The organism is Saccharopolyspora terrae, assembly GCF_004348435.1.
Classification (GTDB): Bacteria; Actinomycetota; Actinomycetes; order Mycobacteriales; family Pseudonocardiaceae; genus Saccharopolyspora; species Saccharopolyspora endophytica.
Window position 1 is genome coordinate 17,871 of the sequence record NZ_SMKS01000025.1, and the last position, 18,448, is coordinate 36,318.

The 18,448-nt window shown below is 70.8% G+C and carries 19 protein-coding genes; 9 read left to right on the top strand and 10 right to left on the bottom strand.

Annotated elements, in window-relative coordinates:
- The first annotated feature begins 13 nt into the window (after nt 1–13).
- Nucleotides 14–892: a polysaccharide deacetylase family protein gene (locus E1181_RS15750; RefSeq protein WP_132675496.1), complete on the top strand. Its 879-nt coding sequence runs from the start codon at nt 14–16 to the stop codon at nt 890–892.
- A 4-nt stretch (nt 893–896) separates the two neighbouring features.
- Here the strand turns inward: E1181_RS15750 and E1181_RS15755 are convergent, their stop codons facing one another.
- The 4 genes from E1181_RS15755 to E1181_RS15770 form a co-directional block, all read right to left on the bottom strand.
- On the bottom strand, nt 897–1,715 hold the full coding sequence (locus tag E1181_RS15755; RefSeq protein WP_132675498.1) for an IclR family transcriptional regulator: 819 nt from the start codon (nt 1,713–1,715) through the stop codon (nt 897–899).
- Nucleotides 1,716–1,806: 91 nt separating this feature from the next.
- Nucleotides 1,807–3,027, bottom strand: a complete 1,221-nt coding sequence (locus E1181_RS15760; protein WP_132675500.1) for an aminopeptidase P family protein — start codon at nt 3,025–3,027, stop codon at nt 1,807–1,809.
- Nucleotides 3,024–4,388 carry an MFS transporter gene (locus E1181_RS15765; protein ID WP_132675502.1) on the bottom strand — a complete coding sequence of 455 codons (1,365 nt, stop codon included), beginning with the start codon at nt 4,386–4,388 and terminating at the stop codon, nt 3,024–3,026. Before E1181_RS15765 ends, E1181_RS15760 begins: the two co-directional genes overlap by 4 nt.
- A gap of 298 nt (nt 4,389–4,686) precedes the next feature.
- On the bottom strand, nt 4,687–5,607 hold the full coding sequence (locus E1181_RS15770) for a LysR family transcriptional regulator (protein WP_132675504.1): 921 nt from the start codon (nt 5,605–5,607) through the stop codon (nt 4,687–4,689).
- Between the two features lie 104 nt (nt 5,608–5,711).
- Here E1181_RS15770 and E1181_RS15775 point away from each other — a divergent pair, with 104 nt between their 5' ends.
- The 3 genes from E1181_RS15775 to E1181_RS15785 are packed head-to-tail and all read left to right on the top strand — an operon-like array spanning nt 5,712 to nt 8,833.
- A complete protein-coding gene (locus tag E1181_RS15775; RefSeq protein ID WP_132675506.1) occupies nt 5,712–6,611 on the top strand; it encodes a pseudouridine-5'-phosphate glycosidase in 900 nt (299 codons plus the stop codon).
- Nucleotides 6,611–7,471: a carbohydrate kinase family protein gene (locus E1181_RS15780; RefSeq protein WP_235876800.1), complete on the top strand. Its 861-nt coding sequence runs from the start codon at nt 6,611–6,613 to the stop codon at nt 7,469–7,471. The genes E1181_RS15775 and E1181_RS15780 overlap by 1 nt, the downstream gene beginning before the upstream one ends.
- A gap of 21 nt (nt 7,472–7,492) precedes the next feature.
- Nucleotides 7,493–8,833, top strand: a complete 1,341-nt coding sequence (locus E1181_RS15785; protein ID WP_132675508.1) for an MFS transporter — start codon at nt 7,493–7,495, stop codon at nt 8,831–8,833.
- A gap of 38 nt (nt 8,834–8,871) precedes the next feature.
- Here the strand turns inward: E1181_RS15785 and E1181_RS15790 are convergent, their stop codons facing one another.
- A complete protein-coding gene (locus tag E1181_RS15790) occupies nt 8,872–10,071 on the bottom strand; it encodes an MFS transporter (protein WP_132675606.1) in 1,200 nt (399 codons plus the stop codon).
- Nucleotides 10,072–10,316: 245 nt separating this feature from the next.
- A complete protein-coding gene (locus E1181_RS15795) occupies nt 10,317–10,976 on the bottom strand; it encodes an ArsR/SmtB family transcription factor (protein WP_132675608.1) in 660 nt (219 codons plus the stop codon).
- A gap of 74 nt (nt 10,977–11,050) precedes the next feature.
- Here E1181_RS15795 and E1181_RS15800 point away from each other — a divergent pair, with 74 nt between their 5' ends.
- The 3 genes from E1181_RS15800 to E1181_RS15810 are packed head-to-tail and all read left to right on the top strand — an operon-like array spanning nt 11,051 to nt 13,886.
- Nucleotides 11,051–12,412, top strand: a complete 1,362-nt coding sequence (locus E1181_RS15800; RefSeq protein ID WP_132675510.1) for an MBL fold metallo-hydrolase — start codon at nt 11,051–11,053, stop codon at nt 12,410–12,412.
- On the top strand, nt 12,409–13,674 hold the full coding sequence (locus E1181_RS15805; protein ID WP_132675512.1) for an MFS transporter: 1,266 nt from the start codon (nt 12,409–12,411) through the stop codon (nt 13,672–13,674). The genes E1181_RS15800 and E1181_RS15805 overlap by 4 nt, the downstream gene beginning before the upstream one ends.
- A complete protein-coding gene (locus E1181_RS15810; protein WP_132675514.1) occupies nt 13,671–13,886 on the top strand; it encodes a hypothetical protein in 216 nt (71 codons plus the stop codon). Before E1181_RS15805 ends, E1181_RS15810 begins: the two co-directional genes overlap by 4 nt.
- A 57-nt stretch (nt 13,887–13,943) precedes the next feature.
- Here the strand turns inward: E1181_RS15810 and E1181_RS32585 are convergent, their stop codons facing one another.
- On the bottom strand, nt 13,944–14,069 hold the full coding sequence (locus E1181_RS32585) for a hypothetical protein (protein ID WP_268952470.1): 126 nt from the start codon (nt 14,067–14,069) through the stop codon (nt 13,944–13,946).
- Between the two features lie 33 nt (nt 14,070–14,102).
- Between E1181_RS32585 and E1181_RS15815 the strand changes: the two genes are divergently transcribed.
- Both E1181_RS15815 and folE read left to right on the top strand, forming a co-directional pair.
- Nucleotides 14,103–14,303, top strand: coding sequence for a hypothetical protein (locus E1181_RS15815; RefSeq protein ID WP_207922165.1), 201 nt, complete (start codon nt 14,103–14,105; stop codon nt 14,301–14,303).
- Between the two features lie 41 nt (nt 14,304–14,344).
- Nucleotides 14,345–14,953, top strand: coding sequence for a GTP cyclohydrolase I FolE (gene folE / locus E1181_RS15820; RefSeq protein WP_235876804.1), 609 nt, complete (start codon nt 14,345–14,347; stop codon nt 14,951–14,953).
- Nucleotides 14,954–14,998: 45 nt separating this feature from the next.
- Here the strand turns inward: folE and E1181_RS15825 are convergent, their stop codons facing one another.
- The 3 genes from E1181_RS15825 to E1181_RS15835 all read right to left on the bottom strand — a co-directional run bounded on the left by E1181_RS15825 (nt 14,999) and on the right by E1181_RS15835 (nt 18,363).
- Nucleotides 14,999–16,330 carry an MFS transporter gene (locus tag E1181_RS15825; RefSeq protein WP_132675518.1) on the bottom strand — a complete coding sequence of 444 codons (1,332 nt, stop codon included), beginning with the start codon at nt 16,328–16,330 and terminating at the stop codon, nt 14,999–15,001.
- Nucleotides 16,327–17,412: an MBL fold metallo-hydrolase gene (locus E1181_RS15830; RefSeq protein WP_132675520.1), complete on the bottom strand. Its 1,086-nt coding sequence runs from the start codon at nt 17,410–17,412 to the stop codon at nt 16,327–16,329. Before E1181_RS15830 ends, E1181_RS15825 begins: the two co-directional genes overlap by 4 nt.
- A 69-nt stretch (nt 17,413–17,481) precedes the next feature.
- Nucleotides 17,482–18,363, bottom strand: coding sequence for a LysR family transcriptional regulator (locus E1181_RS15835; protein ID WP_132675522.1), 882 nt, complete (start codon nt 18,361–18,363; stop codon nt 17,482–17,484).
- Between the last annotated feature and the right edge of the window lie 85 nt (nt 18,364–18,448).

An 18,448-nucleotide genomic window follows, 5' to 3' on the forward strand; every position in this document is an offset into this window, starting at 1 on the left:
GAACGAGGTGAACATGTCCGGAACTCCCGGGTCCTTCCCGTGGCAGCGCGGTGTTCGCGCCGCGGCCGCGCTGACCTTCGACGTCGATGCCGAATCCTGCGCCCTGGTCCAGGATCCCGGCTCGGTGGAGCGCATGTCCCTGATGGGGCACCAGTCCTACGGCCCCCGGGTGGGCGTGCCGCGGCTGCTGAACGTGCTGCGGCGGCACGACGTGCGGGCGACGTTCTTCGTCCCCGGCTACACCGCCGAGTGCTACCCGGACGCGGTGCGCGCCATCGTCGACGACGGTCACGAGGTGGCCCACCACGGGTACGTGCACGAGTCGATGCGCGGGCTCGACGAGGGCAAGGAGGCCGAGTACCTGGACCGGGGGCTCAAGGCGCTCGAACGCGTCGCCGGTGTCCGGCCGACCGGCTACCGCGCGCCGTGGTGGGAGATGAACTGGCACACCCCGAAACTGCTGGCGGAACGCGGTTTCACCTACGACTCCAGCCTGCTCGACGACGACGTCCCCTACCTGATGACCAGCTCCGGGCCGGGTTCGACCGAGCTGATCGAGATCCCGGTGGACTGGTCGCTGGACGACTGGGAGCAGTTCGCCTTCTACCCCGGCTGGACGGGCAGCGGTGTCATCGAGAGCCCGCTGAAGGCGCTGGAGATGTGGTCGCTGGAGGCCACGACGCGGCACGCCGAGGGCGGCTGCTTCGTCCTGACCGCCCACCCGTTCCTGTCCGGGCGCCCGGCCAAGGCCAACGTCCTCGACCGGCTGCTGGAGCTGTTGCGATCGCTCGACGGCATGTGGGTGACCTCGCTCGCCGAGATCGCCGCGCACGCGCGACCGGTCTGCGGTCCCGCCCGCACCCACGAGCGGCTGACCGACGTGCCGGTGTGACCGCTCAGGGGTGCGGCGGCGCGTCGCCGTCGCACCCCGGTGCGCCCAATCGGGTCGAGATCTCCGCGGCGGTCTCGCGGACCACTCCGGCCAGTTGGCCGCGCAGCTGCTCCGACACGCGGAAGCTGGGCGCCGACAGCAGCAGGGCGGCGACGAGGTGCCCGCGGTGGTCGCGCACCGGCGCGCTGATGCCGACCTCCTCGACGTGGGTCTCACCGGCGTTGATCGCCACGCCCGAAGCGCGCACCGCGGCGAGTCGTTCGAGGTAGGCGCTCAGCTCGGCGTCGTCCCTGCGCTCCGAGCGCACCAGTCCCCGCTCCAGCAGTTCTCGGGCGCGCCCTTCCGGCAGCTCGGCCAGGAACACCTGCACCGACGAGCTCGCCGCGGTGGTGTAGCGGGTCCCGATCGGGGTGGTGTGCTTGACCAGCTTCGGGCTCGGGACCTGCTCGACGGAGACGGACTCGTGGCCGCTCCACACGACGAGAGCGCTGGTCTCCCCGGTGCGTTCGGTGAGCCGCTCCAGCGACGGGTAGGCCACGCGGCGGACGTCGAGGTTGGCCAGCAGCGGACCGGCGATGCCGATCAGACCGAGACCCAGCCGGAAGCGCCCGCTCTCCGGGTCGCGCAGGACCAGGTCGAGCTGCTCGAGCTGGTTGAGCAGCCGGGACACGGTGCTCTTGTGCAGGTCCACCCGGCGGGCGATCTCGGTGACGCCGAGCGCGGGCTCGTCCACCGAGAACGAGCCCAGGACGCGGATGCCGTTGTGCAGCACCGAGTTGGCGCTCCTGGCCTCCTGCCGGTCGAGTTCGTCGTTGTCGCTCATCGTCGTGCCCTCCTGCACCGCCGCACACCGCTCGGGACCGCGACGACGCCGGCCCCCGAACCCGGAGACCGGCGTGGCCTGCGATCCGCCGTCAGGCGGGGAGGACGTTGTGCTCGGGTCCGTAGGGGAAGCGGGTGATGTTCTCCGCGCCGTTCTCGGTCACCACGAGGATGTCATGCTCGCGGTACCCGCCCGCTCCTTCCTGCCCCTCCGGGATGGTGATCATCGGTTCCATGGACACGACCATCCCGGGTTCGAGGACGGTCTCGATGTCCTCGCGCAGCTCCAGGCCCGCTTCGCGGCCGTAGTAGTGCGACAGCACGCCGAAGGAGTGGCCGTACCCGAAGGTGCGGTGCTGCAACAGCTCCTGCTCGTCGTAGACCTTGTTCAGCTCCGCGGCGATGTCACCGCAGACCGCTCCGGGGCGGATGAGCTCCAGGCCGCGTTCGTGCACCGCGGTGTTGACCTCCCAGTACCGCAGCTGGGCCGCGCTGGCCTCGCCGTAGACCAGGGTGCGTTCCAGGGCCGTGTAGTACCCGGCGATCATCGGGAAGCAGTTCAGGCTCAGCAGGTCGCCGCGCCGGACCTTCCGGGAGGTCGGCCAGTTGTGGGCGCCGTCGGTGTTGACCCCGGACTGGAACCACACCCAGGTGTCCCGCAGCTCGGCGTCGGGGAAGGAGCGCGCGATCTCGCGCACCATCGCCTGGGTACCCGCCAGCGCCACCTCGTACTCCGGCACGCCTTCGGCGACCGCGGCGGTCACGGCGGCCCCGCCGAGGTCGGCGATGCGCGCGCCCTCCTTGATCAGCGCGATCTCCTCGGGGGACTTCACCATCCGCTGGGCCATGGCCGTCGCCGAGACGTCGGTGAACTCGAACCCCGGCAGGACCCGGGCGATCCGCGCGCGCAGCGCCGGCGCCAGCTCGTCGTCCTCGACGCCGAGCCGCCCCTTGGTGACCCCGGCGTCGGAGAGCACCGTGGCGATGGCGTGCTCGAAGTTGTCGCGCTGCCAGTCGGTGTAGACGACGTTGTCGCCGAAGCTCCGCCGCCACGGCTGCCCGGCGTCGATGTTGGCCGACACGGTGACGTGGCTGCCCTGCGTGACCACCAGCGCGTAGTTGCGCCCGAACGCCGTGTAGAGGAAGTCGCTGTAGTAGTTGATGTTGTGGTAGCTGGTGAAGACGACCGCGTCCACGCCCGTTTCGGTCATGCGCCGGCGCAGCACGTCCACTCGCCGCCGCATCTCCGCCTCGGAGAACGTCGGTGCGACGCGTTGTCCGTTGTGGATGGTCTTGAGGCGTTCCATGCTCATCGAGCAGATCCCTTCTCGTGATCGGTGCTGCACTGTGCGGACCCCGGCGCCGGCCCGTCGGGGTCGGAACCGGGTGGAACGTGGCGCGCCGCGCGCATGACCAGCACCGCGGCGACCCCTGCCGCGGCGAGGTACCAAGCCGGGGCGACCGGATCGGCACTCGCGTGGATCAAGGAGGTGGCCACGAACGGAGCCGTCCCGCCGAACAGGGCGTTGGCCGTGTTGAAGCTGAGCGCGAAACCGCTGTAGCGCACGTGCGTCGGGAACAGCTCGGACAGGAACGCCGGGAGCGTGCCGTCGTTGGTGCTGAGCACGATGCCCAGCGCCGTGTGGATCAGCACGACACCGACCACGCCGGCGGTTCCGAGGAGCAGGAAGACCGGGATCGCCAGCACGGCGAACAGCGCTCCGGCCAGCGTCAGCATCCTCGCGCGACCGACCCGGTCGGAGAGGCGGCCCATGAGCAGCACGGCCCCGATGTAGACCACGAGGGTCACGCCGGTGGACGCGAACGAGCTCGTCTTCCCCAGCCCGAGCTCGGTCGACAGGTAGGTCGGCATGTAGCTCAGCAGCATGTAGAACCCGACGGCGTTGAGGCTGGTGACCCCGAACGCGACGAGGAGTCTGCGCTTGTTGTGCGCGAAGGCGTCCCGCAGCGGCGCCTGCACGGCGGACTGCCGGCCTTCCAGCTCCCGGTACTCGGGGGTGTCCTCGAGCTTGAGCCGGATGTAGCGGCCGATGAGTCCCAGCGGTGCGGCCAGCAGGAACGGGATGCGCCAGCCCCAGGACGCCATCGCCTCGTCCGAGAGCATCGAGGTCAGCGCGGTGACCACGACCGAGCCGAGCAGGAGCCCGCAGGCGGTGCTGGCGGGAACGACGCTGGTGTAGGCGCCCTTCCGGCCTCGGGGCGCGTATTCGAAGAGGAACGCCGAGGCGCCCGCGTACTCGCCCGCCGCGGAGAAGCCCTGCACCAGCCTGGTCGCGAGCAGCAGCAGGGGCGCGGCGATGCCCACGGCGGCGAAATCGGGCAGCAGGGCGATCACGCAGGTGGCGGCGGACATGATCAGGATCGACAGCGACAGCGCGTTGCGCCTGCCGAACCGGTCGCCGAAGTGCCCCCAGAAGAGGCCACCGACGGGACGGATGACGAACGACAGCGCGAACACGCTGAAGGTGGCCAGCAGTCCGGCGGTCGGCGAGGTGCCCGGAAAGAACACGCTCGCGATCGTGGTGGCGAGGTAGCCGTACACGGCGTAGTCGAACCACTCGACGAGGTTGCCGATGAAGCTGGCGCTGACGACGCGGCGCATCGTCGACGGCGCAGGCGTTCTCCGCCCGGGATCGGACGTGCTGGAAGGCATGCTTGCCCACTCCCCGATGGGTCGAGTCAGCGATGCAGGTGCGAACCCGCACCGTCCCCTTTCACCTAACCTGGTTCGCTAGAAACAACACAGTTGCGATCTCTGCAACGTAGGGACCCTGCGCCGCACTGTCAACGCCCACCTCGGCCGACGAGCACACTCCAAAGCCACGTATCCGCAGGTGAAAAGCACATTTCCGCACAGGCCGAAGTCAAGCCAAACACCCCGACAGCGGACACTCCGCGCAACATGAGTGCACCCGATGCAACACCGGATCGGACTCAGGGACGTCGCGCGCTCACGTGCGCGGGTACCGCTGCTCGCCCGCCAGCTCGGCCCCGACCTGGCGGACCAAGGCGAGGAACTCCGCGACCACCGGCCGGTGGTCGCGCTCGAGCCAGATCACCGACAGCGGCAGCGTCGCGGGGCGTCGCAGCGGCACGACTCGGACGCCGTCGGTGACCCGACCCGCCGTGGAGGCCGGGATCAGCGAGAACGCGCGCCCGTCGGCGATCAGGTACGACCGGCCGCCGACGATGCGGGGCGGGCTGACCAGCACCAGCGGGTTCAAGCCGCGGTCGGCGCAGAGGCGCATCAGCTCGTCGTAGTAGTCGGGGTTCTGCTCGCGCGGCCAGAGCAGCAGCGGCAGATCACCCATCTCGGCCAGGTCGATCGCCTCTTCCCTGGCCAGCGGGTGCTTCTCGCTCAGCGCGACCAGAACCGGTTCGGTGCGCACCAGGTCGGACCGGTGGTGCGGCGGCGGTGTCACGAAGCGGCCGAGGCCGACATCGCAGTCGCGGTTCACCAGGGCGTCGGCCACTTCCCCGGTCTCCACCGGGACCTCCAGCAGCTCCGCGTCCGGCATCGCCGACTCCGCGCGGCGCAGGACGACCGGCAGGATCTCGTCCATCACGCTCGGCGTCACCGCGATGCGCAGCCGACGCGACCGCATGTCGGTGAGCCGGCGCGCGCGGGCGACGAATGCACCCGCTGCGGCGCACAGCGCGCGGGCGTCGTCGAGCAGCGCCTCTCCCGCCTCGGTCAGCGCCACCGTCCGGGTCGAGCGGTCGAACAACGTCGTGCCCACAGCACCTTCCAGGCGCCGGATCTCCTGGCTCACGACCGGCTGCGAGCAGTGCAAGCGCTGCGCCGCGCGCCCGAAGTGCGACTCGTCGGCGACCGCGACGAACACCTCGAGCTGCCGCAACGTCACACCCATAGCGTGACGCTATCAGTCGCGTCCGAATTGTTCGTTGTTTCCAACGCACCGGCGGCTCTAGATTTCTCGCCACCAGCAAGAGATCCCGTCGGAGGTTCGCGCAGATGTTCGTGGTGTCAACGGAAGTTCGTGACGCGGTCGCCACCGGTCGCCCGGTGGTCGCGCTCGAGTCGACGATCTTCACGCACGGGCTGCCGCGCCCGCGCAACCTGGAAGTCGCCCGGGAAGCCGAGGCCAGGCTCAGGGACAACGGCGTGGTCCCGGCGACGATCGGCGTCGTCGACGGCGTGCCGACGATCGGGCTTAGCGACGACCAGATCGAGCTGCTGTCCAACGAGGACGACGCGGTCAAGGTCAGCGTGCGCGACCTGCCGGTCGCCGCGGTCAAGGGGCTCTCCGGCGGCACCACCGTCGCGGCCACGGCGCTGCTCGCGCACAAGGCCGGCATCGAGGTGTTCTCCACCGGTGGTCTCGGCGGTGTCCACGAAGGCGCCGGCACCAGCTTCGACGAGTCCGCCGACCTGTTCACCCTCGCCGACGTGCCGATCCTGGTGGTCAGCGCGGGCGCGAAGTCCATCTTGGACATCTCCGCCACCTTGGAACGGCTGGAGTCCCTCAGCATTCCGGTCGTGGGCTACCGGACGAACCGGTACCCCGGCTTCTACGTCGCGGATTCCGGGCACGAGATCGACTTCTCGGTCGCCGACCCCCGCGAGGCGGCTGCGATGGCCCGCGCCCGTCGGGAGCTGGACCTGCGGGCGGCGCTGCTGATCGCCAACCCGGTTCCCGAGGACGAGCAGCTCCCGCCCGAGCTGCACGATCGCGTGGTGGCCGAGGCGTGGCAAGCGGCCCGCGAGCAGAACATCGTCGGCCAGGACACCACACCGTTCCTGCTGGACCACATCGTCAAGGCGACCGGCGGGCGCAGCCTGGAGGTCAACATCGCCGTGTACCGCAACAACGTCTCCCTCGGCGCCGAGATCGCCAAGGCGATGGGGGCGTGATGGGACGCAAGGTGCTCGGCGTGCTGGGCGACCTCGTCGAGGACGTCGTCGTCTGGCTGCGCGAACCGCTCCGGCAGGCCACCGACACCGACGTGGAGATCCACCGGGTGCGCGGCGGGAGCGCGGCCAACGTCGCCGCTTTCGCGGGCTGTCCGACGCGCTTCCTCGGCTCGGTGGGCGCCGACTTCGCCGGGGACGCGCTGGTGGGCGAGCTGTCCTCGCACGGCGTGGACGTCCGGGTCCAGCGCCGCGGCCGCACCGGCACGATCGTGGTGCTCATCGACGAGCGCGGCGAGCGGGCCATGCTGCCGGACCGGGGCGCCTCGGTGCTGCTCGACGACGTGGAGCCGTCCTGGACCGACGGGCTCGCGCACCTGCACGTGCCCGCGTACTCCTTCGCGGGCGGCGCCGTCCGCGACGCCGCGATCGCCGCGGTCGGCCGGGTGCGATCGGAAGGCGGCTCGGTGTCGCTGGACGCCTCGTCGACCGGGATGCTGCGCCACCACGGCGTGGACCGGTTCCTGGACCTCGTCGCCGAGCTGGAACCGGACCTGCTGCTGGCCAACGCGGCCGAAGCCGAGCTGCTCGGCCTGCACGACGCCGAGCTGCCCAAGACCACCGTGGTGGTCAAGAACGGTCCCGACCCGACCGCCGTGCTCACTCCCGGTGCCGCGCCGCACCACGTGCCGGTGGCACCGGTCGAGGAGGTCCGCGACCTCACCGGCGCCGGGGACGCGTTCGCCGCGGGCTTCCTCACCGCGCTCCTGGAGGGCGCTCCCGTCGAAACCTGTTGCACGAACGGGCACGCCTTCGCCGCGCGCGTGCTCAACGCCCCGGGCGCCACGATGCGCCCGGCCTGATCTCGAAGAGTGGTGCGTTCAATGGAGCACGTGCGCTTGGCCGACTCCCGCGGGCAGCGAGCCCCGGTCGGCCGCTTGATGGCCGCGCTGATCGGCGCGGTGGTCCTCTTCCAGCTCAACGCGACCATGCTCAGCCCGGCCGTCACCGACCTCGGTGAGCGCTTGGACGCCGGTGCCGACCAGGTCGGCCTCCAAGCCACCGTCTTCTTCCTGTCCGCCGCGCTGTTCGGGGTGTTCCTGCCCCGGCTGTCCGACATCGCCGGTCGTCGACCGGTGATCCTCGCCGTCGTGGCGGTGACCAACGCGGGCACCGTCATCGGCCTGCTCGCGCCGAACATCGAAGTCCTCTACGCCGCCCGCGGCGTGCAAGGCGTGTGCGGCGTGCTCGTGCCGATGTCGCTGATGGTGCTGCGGGATGCCGTGCCGCCCGACCGGTTCGGCCTGCACGTCGGGATCATCACCGGTGTCAACGGCGGGGTCGCCGGGGTCGACGCCCTCCTAGGTGGTGTCATCGTCGACACCGTCGGCTTCCGCGGTGTTCTCGCGACGATCCTCCTCGTCGGGGTCATCGCCGCTGGACTGGTGTGGCGGTGGCTTCCCGACAGCCGGCCTTCAGCAGGGGCGCGGATGGACTGGCGGGGCGTCGCCCTGCTGTGCGCGACGATCGGCCTGCTCACCGTGGGGATCTCCGGTGGGGGCGTCCTCCTGGTGGGTGCGGCTGCGGTGCTGTTCGCGGTGTTCGTCCTGGTCGAGCGACGCCGCCCGGACAGCCTGGTGCCGGTGCGGCAGATGCGCGACCGCGGTACGTGGGGATTGCTGCTCACCACGACGCTGACGCTCGCGGGGGTCTTCGCGGCGATCAACTTCGTCCTGCCGCTGCTGGCGCAGGAGGGTTTCGGGATGAGCGCGAGCACCGCGTCGCTGCTCTACCTCACGCCGTACGCCCTGGTCGGATGGCTGGTGGCGCCGTTCGCGGGCCGGCTCGCGGAGAACATCGGGTACCGGAGGGTCTTCCGCGTCGGGGTGCTCGGCAGCGTGGTGGCGCTGGTGATCATGATGTTCGGGCTCTCCTCCCCGGCAGTGCTCGTCGGCTGCGCGGTGCTGCTGGGCGTGACGGCGGCCGGGATGGCCAACATCATGCTCAACGCCATGGGCGTGGTGTACTCCCCCGCCGACAACCAGGGGCTGCTGCCCGGGCTGAACTCCGCCGCGTTCAACGTGGGTGCGTCGCTGGGGACTGCGGTGCTGTCGTCGCTGGTCGGCCAGCCCGGCGGGTACCAGCTGGCGTTGGCCGTCGCGGTGGTGATCTCGCTGCTCGCGCTCGCGGTGTCCTTCGTCCTACCGGCGGGGCAACGGCAGTAGGCGGTCCGCGCCGTCTCCCGCGAGTGGGAGATCGCGCTTCACCCGACGGACTCGGGCGAGCGGGTTCGTGCGGTCCAGGCCACGGCCGGGATGATCGCGAGCGCGACGACTCCGCCCACGATCGTGAGCGTGGCGTAGTCGCTGCCGGCCACGACGAGACCGGAAGCCAAGCCGCCACCCGCACCGGAGAGGGCGATGGCGACGTCCACCGTCCCCTGGGTCTTGGCGCGGGTCGCGAGCGGAACGGTGTCGGTGATGATCGCCGTGCCGCTGACGAGTCCGAAGTTCCAGCCGAGACCGAGCAGCCCGAGGGCGAGCGCCAGGAGCAGAACCGAGTGGGGCGGGGCAAGAGCGGCGAGCAGACCGGCCGCCAGGAGGGTCACGGCCGCGGCGGTCGCCACGGGCAGGCGGCCGAACCGGTCGACCAGCAGGCCGCTGATCGGCGAGGGCAGGTACATGCCGGCCACGTGCACGGCGATCACCAGCCCGGCAGCACCCACGTCGTGGCCGTGGTGCTGCATGTGGATGGGGGTCATCGTCATGATGCCGGCCATCACCAGCTGCGTGAGGACCATGACCGACGCGCCCAGCACGAGTCGACCGCCACCTCCGGACACGCCGGTGACGCGGTGCCGCGCACCGATGTCCTGCGGAGCGCTCGCGGCGAGCTCGCGCGCGGTCAGCAGCGGATCCGGCCGCAGCATCACCCAGAGCACGAGCGCCGCAGCGGCGTAGGCGGCCGCGGCGAGCAGGAACGGCCCTGCCAACCGCGGGATGTCGAGCGCGTCGGCCAGATCACCGGTGATCTCGGCCAGGTTGGGCCCGGCGACGGCGCCGAGCGTGGTGGCCATGAGCACGGTGCTCACGGCCCGGCCCCGGTGCTGCTCGGGTGCGAGATCGGCTCCGGCGTAGCGGGCCTGGAGGTTGGCGGCGGTACCGGCGCCGTAGACGAACAGCGCGGAGAACAGCAGGGCCACGTTGCCGAGTGCGGCTGCCACGACGACACCGAGGCTGCCGAGGGCCCCGGCGCCGTAGCCCAGCGATAACCCGGCGCGCCGCCCCCACCGCTGCGAGAGGCGCCCGACGAGCACTGCCGCGGCGGCGGAACCGATGGTGAACAGGGCGCTGGGAAGACCCGACAGGCCGGTGCTGCCGAGCAGGTCCTGGGCCAGCAGGGCGCCGACGGTGATGCCGGCGGCGAGCCCGGCCCCGCTGAGGACCTGGGCGGCGACGAGCACACCCACGACGCGGCGGTGAGCGGGGTGAACAGCGGCGTTCGACACGGGATGCCTTTCCGGAGCCGGGATGGGTGAGCGATGCGCGTTGGTGCGTCAGCGCTCGGTGGTCTGGGTGATCCGCCGCGAACGGCGAGGGATCTGACCTTGCTCGAAACGGTGGACCTCGCGCGGAATCCATCCGCGAGCGAGCGCGGTGACGAGTTCGTGGTCGAAGCGCGCTGCTGGCCGCGTGCGCGTTCTCGGACTCAGGCGCTTTCCACCGGCAGTTCGGCGAGCCGCCATTCGAGCATCCCGTCGGCCAGGCGCCGGGCGCTGCGCCCACGCGCGTTGAGCAACCGCACGGCGTCGTGGGCGAGAACGCAGTAGCTGCCACGGCAGTAGGCGACGATCTCCTGATCGGCCGGGATGTCATCGAGCTTGTCGGCGAGCTCTTCCACCGGGATCGAGACCGCGCCGGGGATGTGCCCGGCCTCGTACTCCTCGCGCGGGCGTACGTCGAGAACGACGACCTCTCCACTCCGGGCGCGGTGCAGCAGGTCGTCGCGGCTGACCTGCTCGGCGTCGTCGGGCCCCAGGTAGGCGGCGCTGGCCGCTTCGACGTCCGGCAGGTGCGCGCTCGCAACCGTGCGCACCAGCGCGTAGAGGGCCGCCACGTCAGTCCCGGCGAGCCGGTAGTAGATCTTCGTGCCCTCCCGGCGCGTGGCGACCAGGTTGGCCTGCTTGAGCGTCTGCAAGTGCGCCGAGGCCGTCGTCATGCCCAACCCCGCAGCACGCGCCAGCGATTCGACCGTGCGCTCGCCTTGGGCGAGCAGGTCGACCAGTTCGAGTCGTTTCCCACTGCCCAGCGCCTTGCCGACGCGCGCGAACTGATCGAACAAGGCCGTCTTGGCGTCTCGATCACCCATCATTCTCCAATCATCCTTGGAATAGGGTATAACTAGCACCAGAGCAAGCTCCACCCCGGATGGGAGACGCCACGATGAGCACGGTGGATCTTGTCCCCCTGGTCGATGACGGACTGGGAAACTCCGCCTATCTGGTCGATCTGGGCGACGGTCGCGCGCTGGCGGTGGATGTGAGCCTGGACCTGCGAGGCACGTGGCAGGCCGCGCGCCGACGCGGGTTGACGTTGGCCTTCGCCGCCGACACGCATCTGCACGCCGACTTCGTCTCCGGCGCGCGGCAACTCGCCGCCACCGAAGGAACCCGCGTGCTCGCCTCGGCTGCGGGGAACCGGGAGTTCGCCCACACCGGCCTGCGCGAGGGCGACGAGGTAGACCTCGGCGGATTGCGCCTGCGAGCGCTGGCCACACCGGGGCACACCCACGAACACCTGTCGTTCCTGCTGCTCGACGGCGACCGACCTGCTGGGGTGTTCACCGGCGGATCCTTGCTGGTCGGCGCCGCGGCACGCACCGACCTCGTCTCACCCGAGCAGACCGAGGCCCTGGCGCGTCGGCAGTACGCCTCGCTGCAACGGCTGGCCGAGCTGCCCGACGAGCTCGCGGTGTGGCCCACCCACGGAGCCGGATCGTTCTGCTCGGCACCACCGGGAGCGCAGCGCACCAGCACCATCGGCGCGGAAAAGACCCACAACCCCCTGCTGCGCGCCGAGGACGAAGACGCGTTCGTGACCGCCCTGCTCGACTCGCTGGGCAGCTTCCCGCCCTACTTCCTGCGGCTGCCCGAGCACAACCGGCGCGGACCCGCCGTGCTCGCCACCGACCCAGCGCTGTCCAGTGTGGACGTGGCACAGGTGCGAGCGCTGCGCGCCGACGGCGCACAGGTCATCGACGTGCGCCCGGTGCGCCAGTTCGCCGCCGGTCACATCCCCGGCGCCCTGTCGATTCCGCTGCGCCCGGCGTTCGCATCGTGGCTGGGCTGGCTGGCCGACCCCGAGCGTCCGCTGGTGGTCGTCCGATCGGACGACCAAGACCCGGCCGAGATCGTTTGGCAAGCCGTCAAAATCGGCTGCACCAACCTCTCCGGCGAACTGACCGGCGGCATGACCGCCTGGACCGCCGCCGACCAGCCCACCACCACGACCCGCCTCGTCGACGCCGACGAGATCACCCGCGAGCACGTCGTGGACGTGCGCCAGGACGCGGAATTCACCGCCGGGCACATCCCCGGAGCCACCCACGTCGAACTGGGCGCGCTGTCCGACATCGCGGACGCGCTGCCCCGAACGCCGACAGTGGTGATGTGCGGGCACGGCGAACGCGCGATGGGAGCCGCCAGCCTGCTCGAACTAGCCGGGCACCGCGACCTCGCCGTCCTCGAAGGCGGCCCCGACGACTGGGCCGAAACCACCGGAGGCTCCCTGGAAGGCGGAGCATGAGCTCCACCGATCTGCGTTTGGGGTTGCGCGCCAACCTCGCCCAGTTCAGCCTCCTCGTGCTCGTCAACGCCCTGGTCGGCGGGATGGTCGGCCAGGAGCAGACCGTGCTGCCCCTGCTGGCCGAGCAGGAGTTCCACCTGTCCGGCTACACCTTCCTGTTCACCTACGTGTTCGTCTTCGGGATCAGCAAGGCCGTCACCAACTACTTCGCGGGCACGTGGTCGGACCGCTTCGGGCGCAAACCCGTCCTCATCGCCGGATGGCTGATCGCGATCCCCGTGCCACTGATGCTGATCTGGGCACCGGACTGGGGCTGGATCGTGGCCGCCAACCTCCTGCTCGGCATCAACCAGGGCCTGACCTGGTCCACCACCGTGATCATGAAGATCGACCTCGTCGGTCCCCGACAGCGCGGCCTGGCCATGGGCTTCAACGAAGCCGCCGGCTACGGCGCCGTCGCGATCACGGCCGCGCTCGCCGGTCACCTCGCCGAGCAGCACGGGTTGCGACCAGTGCCCTTCCTGCTCGGTGCCGCGTACGTCGTGCTCGCCCTCGCTCTGTCGAGCCTGGCCGTCCGCGAAACCCGGGAGCACGCCCGCCTCGAAGCAGGCCAACCCACAACCGCGCCGGGCGTTCGGACCGAACTGACCAACGGGCAGGTCTTCACCCGCACCACCATCACCGACCCGGCCCTGTCCTCGGCGAGCCAAGCCGGCCTGGTCAACAACCTCAACTTCGGCCTGTCCTGGGGCCTGTTCCCCCTGCTGTTCGCCAGCGCCGGACTGACCGTCGGCCGCGTCGGCCTCCTCGTCGCCCTCTACCCCGCCGTCTGGGGAGCCGGACAACTCGCCACCGGCGCGTTGTCCGACCGATGGGGCCGCAAGCACTTCATCACCGCCGGCATGCTCACCCAAGGCGCAGCGCTCGCCCTGATCGCGCTCGCCGATACCTTCTCAGCGTGGATCGCGGCGACCGTCCTGCTCGGCGCCGGCACCGCGATGGTTTACCCGACACTGCTGGCCACCATCGGCGACGTCGCCCATCCCGGTTGGCGTGCCCGCTCGGTCGGCGTCTACCGGCTCTGGCGTGACAGCGGCTACGCCGCGGGCGCCGTGCTCGGCGGCGTCGTCGCCGACCTCGCCGACATCCGCGCCGCGGTCTGGGCGGCAGCCGCCCTCAGCCTCGCCTCCGGGATCAGCATCGCCATCCGCATGCACGAAACCCACCCCCGAAACCGCCGCGCAGACGAGGAAATCGCATGACCGGCCACGATGGACTCCGCAGCACTCCGATCTACCTGGACCACGGCCACCGCGCTCACACCACGGTCGACACCGTCCGCGCCGCCGTCGCCCGGGCCCGCGCCGCACTGCGGCTCCCCCTCGGCCGCTGGACCACCGCAGATGACCTCTCCAGAGCCGCGGGCCGGATCACCAACGCCGCGAACGGAAACGGCCCGGACGTTTCCGGCTGAGGTGATGTCCCTGCACCTCGAACGGGCATCCCCCGTCGGTGCGTCTGCCGTGCGGAGTCAGGGCTGCGGATCGGTGTCCGGGGTGAGGCGCACGCAGCAGTGGCCGGGTCGCGGGTCCAGGCGGGCGGCCAGTCCGGTGACGCCGGCTTCGGCGAGAAGCCCGCTGCACAGCTGCAGGTTCATCCCACCAACCGGTCGAGGTGGAACGCGGCCGTCGTGCGCGCGAGATCGACAGCGGCCGCCGCCTCGCGACTCGGCGCTCCGGTCGTCGCCGCCTGGCTGGCCGGGATCATCATCAACCTGGTGACCATTCCCGCCTACTACGACGTCGCGCTGCGCGACTTCGGCCTCCTGGTGGCGGCGGTCGCACTGGCCAGGCTCGCCGTCGCGCACTCGCCTCGGCGCGGTGCGCGATGAGGCCGCCGGCCGGAGGCGCGGTGAACCTGACCGAGGACCTCCTGCCCGAGCGCGGCGGGGGCAGGGCGGCGCTGCACGTGGTGCACGGACGCCAGGGCTACGACCTGGACGCGGCCGAACGGGCGGTCGCCGACCTGCTCGTCGCCATGGGCAAGGACCCCTCCGACCCGCACCTGGCCGACACCCCGCGCCGGGTGGCGGCCAGCTACGCGGAACTGCTGACACCGCGCGAGTTCAACCTGACCACGTTCCCGAACGACGAGGGCTACGACGAGCTGGTCCTCGCCACGAGCATTCCGGTGCAATCGCTGTGCGAGCACCACATGCTGCCGTTCCACGGGATCGCGCACGTCGGGTACCTGCCCGATCAGCGCATCCTCGGACTGTCGAAGCTCGCGCGGGTCGTGGAGCTGTTCGCCCGCGATCTGCAGGTGCAGGAACGGCTCACCAAGCAGGTCGCCGACTGGCTGCAGGACAAGCTGGCGCCCAAGGGCGTCGGCGTCGTCATCGAGGCCGAGCACCTGTGCATGTCCCTGCGGGGCGTGCAGGCGGGCGGTTCGCGCACGGTGACCTCCGCGCTGCAGGGGTCGTTGCGCGACGACCCCCAGACCAGGCAGGAGTTCTTCGCGCTCACCAACACCGGACGCTGAGACCGACGGTGCCGGACGGACTCGAAATCCGTCCGGCACCGTCGACTACTTGGTCTCCCCGGCGAGGTCGACCGCGCGACCCTCGCGGGTCATCAGCACGCAGCCGGTGGAGATCAGGAACGACAGGGCCCAGACCGACGCCACCAGCCACAGCTGGCCACCTGCCGCGAGCACCAGCCCGGAGGCGATCGCCGGGGTGAACCCGGCTCCGAGGGTCGAGGCGGTCTGGTAGGCCAAGGACGCGCCGGTGTAGCGCATCCGGGTCGGGAAGAGCTCGGCGACGAACGCGCCGAACGGCCCGAAGATCACGCCTTGAACGATGCCGTTGGCCAGGAAGAGCCCGATCGCGAAGCCCCACAGCGTGCCCGTCTGCAGGAGCCAGATGATCGGGTACGCCAGCACCGCCCCGGCGAGCATGCCGGCGAACATCACCGGCTTGCGGCCGAACCGGTCGGACAGGCGGGCGGCGAACCAGATCGCCACGATCGTCAGGGTCGCCCCGACCGCCTTGACGTTGAGCACTCCGGTCCGGTCCACCCCCAGCTCGATGACGTAGGCCACCGCCCACACCGTCATCAAGCCCTGCACGGTGTAGGAGCTCATCCCGGCGATGATGCCGAGCACGAGGTTCCGCGGGTACTGGGTGATGACCTCCATCAGCGGGATCTTGCGCCGTTCGGCCTTCTCCCCCAGCTCCAGGAACAGCGGCGTCTCGGCCACCTTCAACCGGATCACCAGTCCGATGGCGATCAGCACGATGCTGAGCAGGAAGGGAACCCGCCAGCCCCAGCTGAGGAACTGCGCGTCCGGCAACGTCGACATCGCGGACATGACCAGCGTCGCGAGCACGGCACCGGCCGGGCCACCCATGTTGGCGAAGCTGGCCGCGAAGCCACGGCGCGTCGACGGGGCGTGTTCGAGCGCGACCAGCATCGCGCCGCCCCACTCACCACCGACGGCCAGGCCTTGCACCAGCCGCAGCACGACCAGCAGGGTCGGTGCCGCGACCCCGATCTGCGTGCTGGTCGGCAGCATGCCGATCGCGCTGGTGGCAACGCCCATCAGCACCATGGACACGATCAGCACGCCCTTGCGCCCGAGCCGGTCGCCGAAGTGGCCGAAGATCGCACCACCGAGCGGACGGGCCACGTACCCGACTGCCAGCGTGCTGAACGAGGCGAAAAGCCCCACGGCGGGCGGCATCCCGGCGAAGAACAGCTCGCCGAACACGAGGCTGGCAGCGGTCGCGTACAGGATGAAGTCGTAGAACTCGATGGCGCTGCCGATGAAGCTCGACGCCAGGATGCGCCGCATCTCCCGCGTGTTGAGGGTGTCCGAAGTGGAGGCCCGCTGCACGGCTCCGGTGGTCTGGTTCATGGTGCGACCACCCCTTCACGCGCGAGGTGAGCTCCGGGCGACGTCCCGAAGGGCAGCACGTCGAGGTCGTCGGGGACGAAGAAGGCTCCGCGGCACCGCTGCGCCGCGCTCTCCCAGACCGATCGCGGCGCGGTGCCGGGCACCAGGTGGTGCAGGGCCAGCGCCTTGGCGCCCGCCGCGTTGGCGATGTCGACCGCCTGCTGCGGGCTGGTGTGCGACTTGGTGTGGTGTTCGATCGAGGCCTGCGCGGTCGGGCCTCCACCCGAGTAGGTGCGGAGCACCCAGTCGAAGTCGATCGCCTCGTGCAGCAGCAGGTCGGTGTCGCGGGCGAGGCGGGCCAGGTTGTCGCAGGGAGCGGTGTCACCGGAGAACGTGACCGAACCCGCGGCGGTGTCGAAGCGGAACGCGAAGGCCGGTGCGATCGGCGGGTGGCGCACGAGAGTGGCGGTGACGGTGACCAGCTCGTCGGCGTAGACCTCGAAGGGCCGCACGTCGTCCGGTGTCGGGTTGTCGTTCGGGTGGTAACCGGAGTCCTCCGGGACGCGGATGTCCTCGGGCAGGAAGTGGTCGAGCGGGCTCGGGCGCAGGGCGTCGAGCACGCGATCGTTGAGATCGGTGGCGTGGGCGGCCATCAGGTGGTGGAACATCGCCGCGATGCCGGGTGTGGGTTGCTCGGCGAACACCGGGGACGGCGGCACCACCGCGTGGGAGGCGGCGGGCGGCAGCGCGCCGCGGTCGCCGGGCCCGATGATCCGGATCGGGTGCTGGTCCGCGCCCAAGGTGAACATGCCGAAGAGTGCCAGGCTCGCCAGGTCGACGGTGTGGTCGGAGTGCAGGTGCGTGAGGAACACGGCGCGCAGGGAGCTGACCTGGATGCCCGCCAGGTTCAGCTGCCGCCCGACGCCGTGACCGGCATCGACGAGGTAGGCGCGGTCGCCGACGACGACGGCGGTGGCGATGCCCGAGCGCTCACCGGCATCCGCACCGGGCCACCAACGGGGCCCTCCTGCCGTGCCGAGGGTGACGACCCTGGGCCGGAGATCGGCGACGCTGCCGCGGAGGAGTCTAGTGGTGTCAGTCACAACGGCGATTGGACCTCGCCCGACCGAACGGCACAAAGACGAATTTTCAGGGCATCCGATAGTGCTCTTCTATCGGTCCTGGTGAAGCAGCATCCGCTGGAACTCCTGCGCGGCGGGAGAGAGCCGGCCCGGGCGCTGGAAGACGTTGATCCGACGGTTCAGCGGCGGCTCCATCGAGCAGAGCACCGCGCCCTTGAGCTCGGCCAGACTCGCCAGCGGCTGCGGGAGGACCGCGCACCCGGCACCGGCGACGACGAGGTGCAGCGCTGATTCGCGGTGCCCGACCTCCACCACGACGTTGAGCTCCACCCCGCGACGTCCGGCCTCGGCGCGCAGGAGATCGCGCACCAGCGTGCCTTCGAACCCGGTCACCACGTCCCTGGTCAGCAGGTCCTCGACGGTCATCCGCCCCTCCGGCGGCAGGGCGCTGCCCGGCGGCAGCGCGACGACGAGCTCCTGCTCGCCGACCAGCGCGCTCTCCAGGTCATCGGCCGGGTGGGGCATCGCGTCGGCGAGGCCCAGCTCCGCCTCACCGCTGCGCACCGCCGCGTGCACGCCCTCGCCGAACTCCCACTGCTTCAACCGCACCCGGACCTGCGGATGACGGGCCCGGAACCGCCCGATCACCTCCGCGAGCGGATCGAGGGCGAGCGTGGGCAACGTGACCAGGTCCAACCGGCCGGCCATCAGCCCGGTCACGTCCCGCACTGCCGCCCGGCCGATCTCCAGCTCGCGCAACGCCCTGCGCGCGGAGTCGATCAGCGCGGCACCCGCCGAGGTGAGCTGCACGCTGCGGGGCAACCTGTGGAAGAGCTCCGCGCCCAACTCCCGTTCGAGCACCTTGATCGAGTGCGACAGCGAAGGCTGCGCCACGTGCAGCGCAGCGGCGGCCGCGGTGAAACCGCCGTGGTCCACCACGGCCAGGAAGTACTCCAGCTGACGACGTTCCACGCGCCTACCGTAAGCGCCCCACGACGCACCCACGCGCACGAGACGCACGGCGTGCCCCCACGTCCGCCGCTCTGTCCGATGTGGC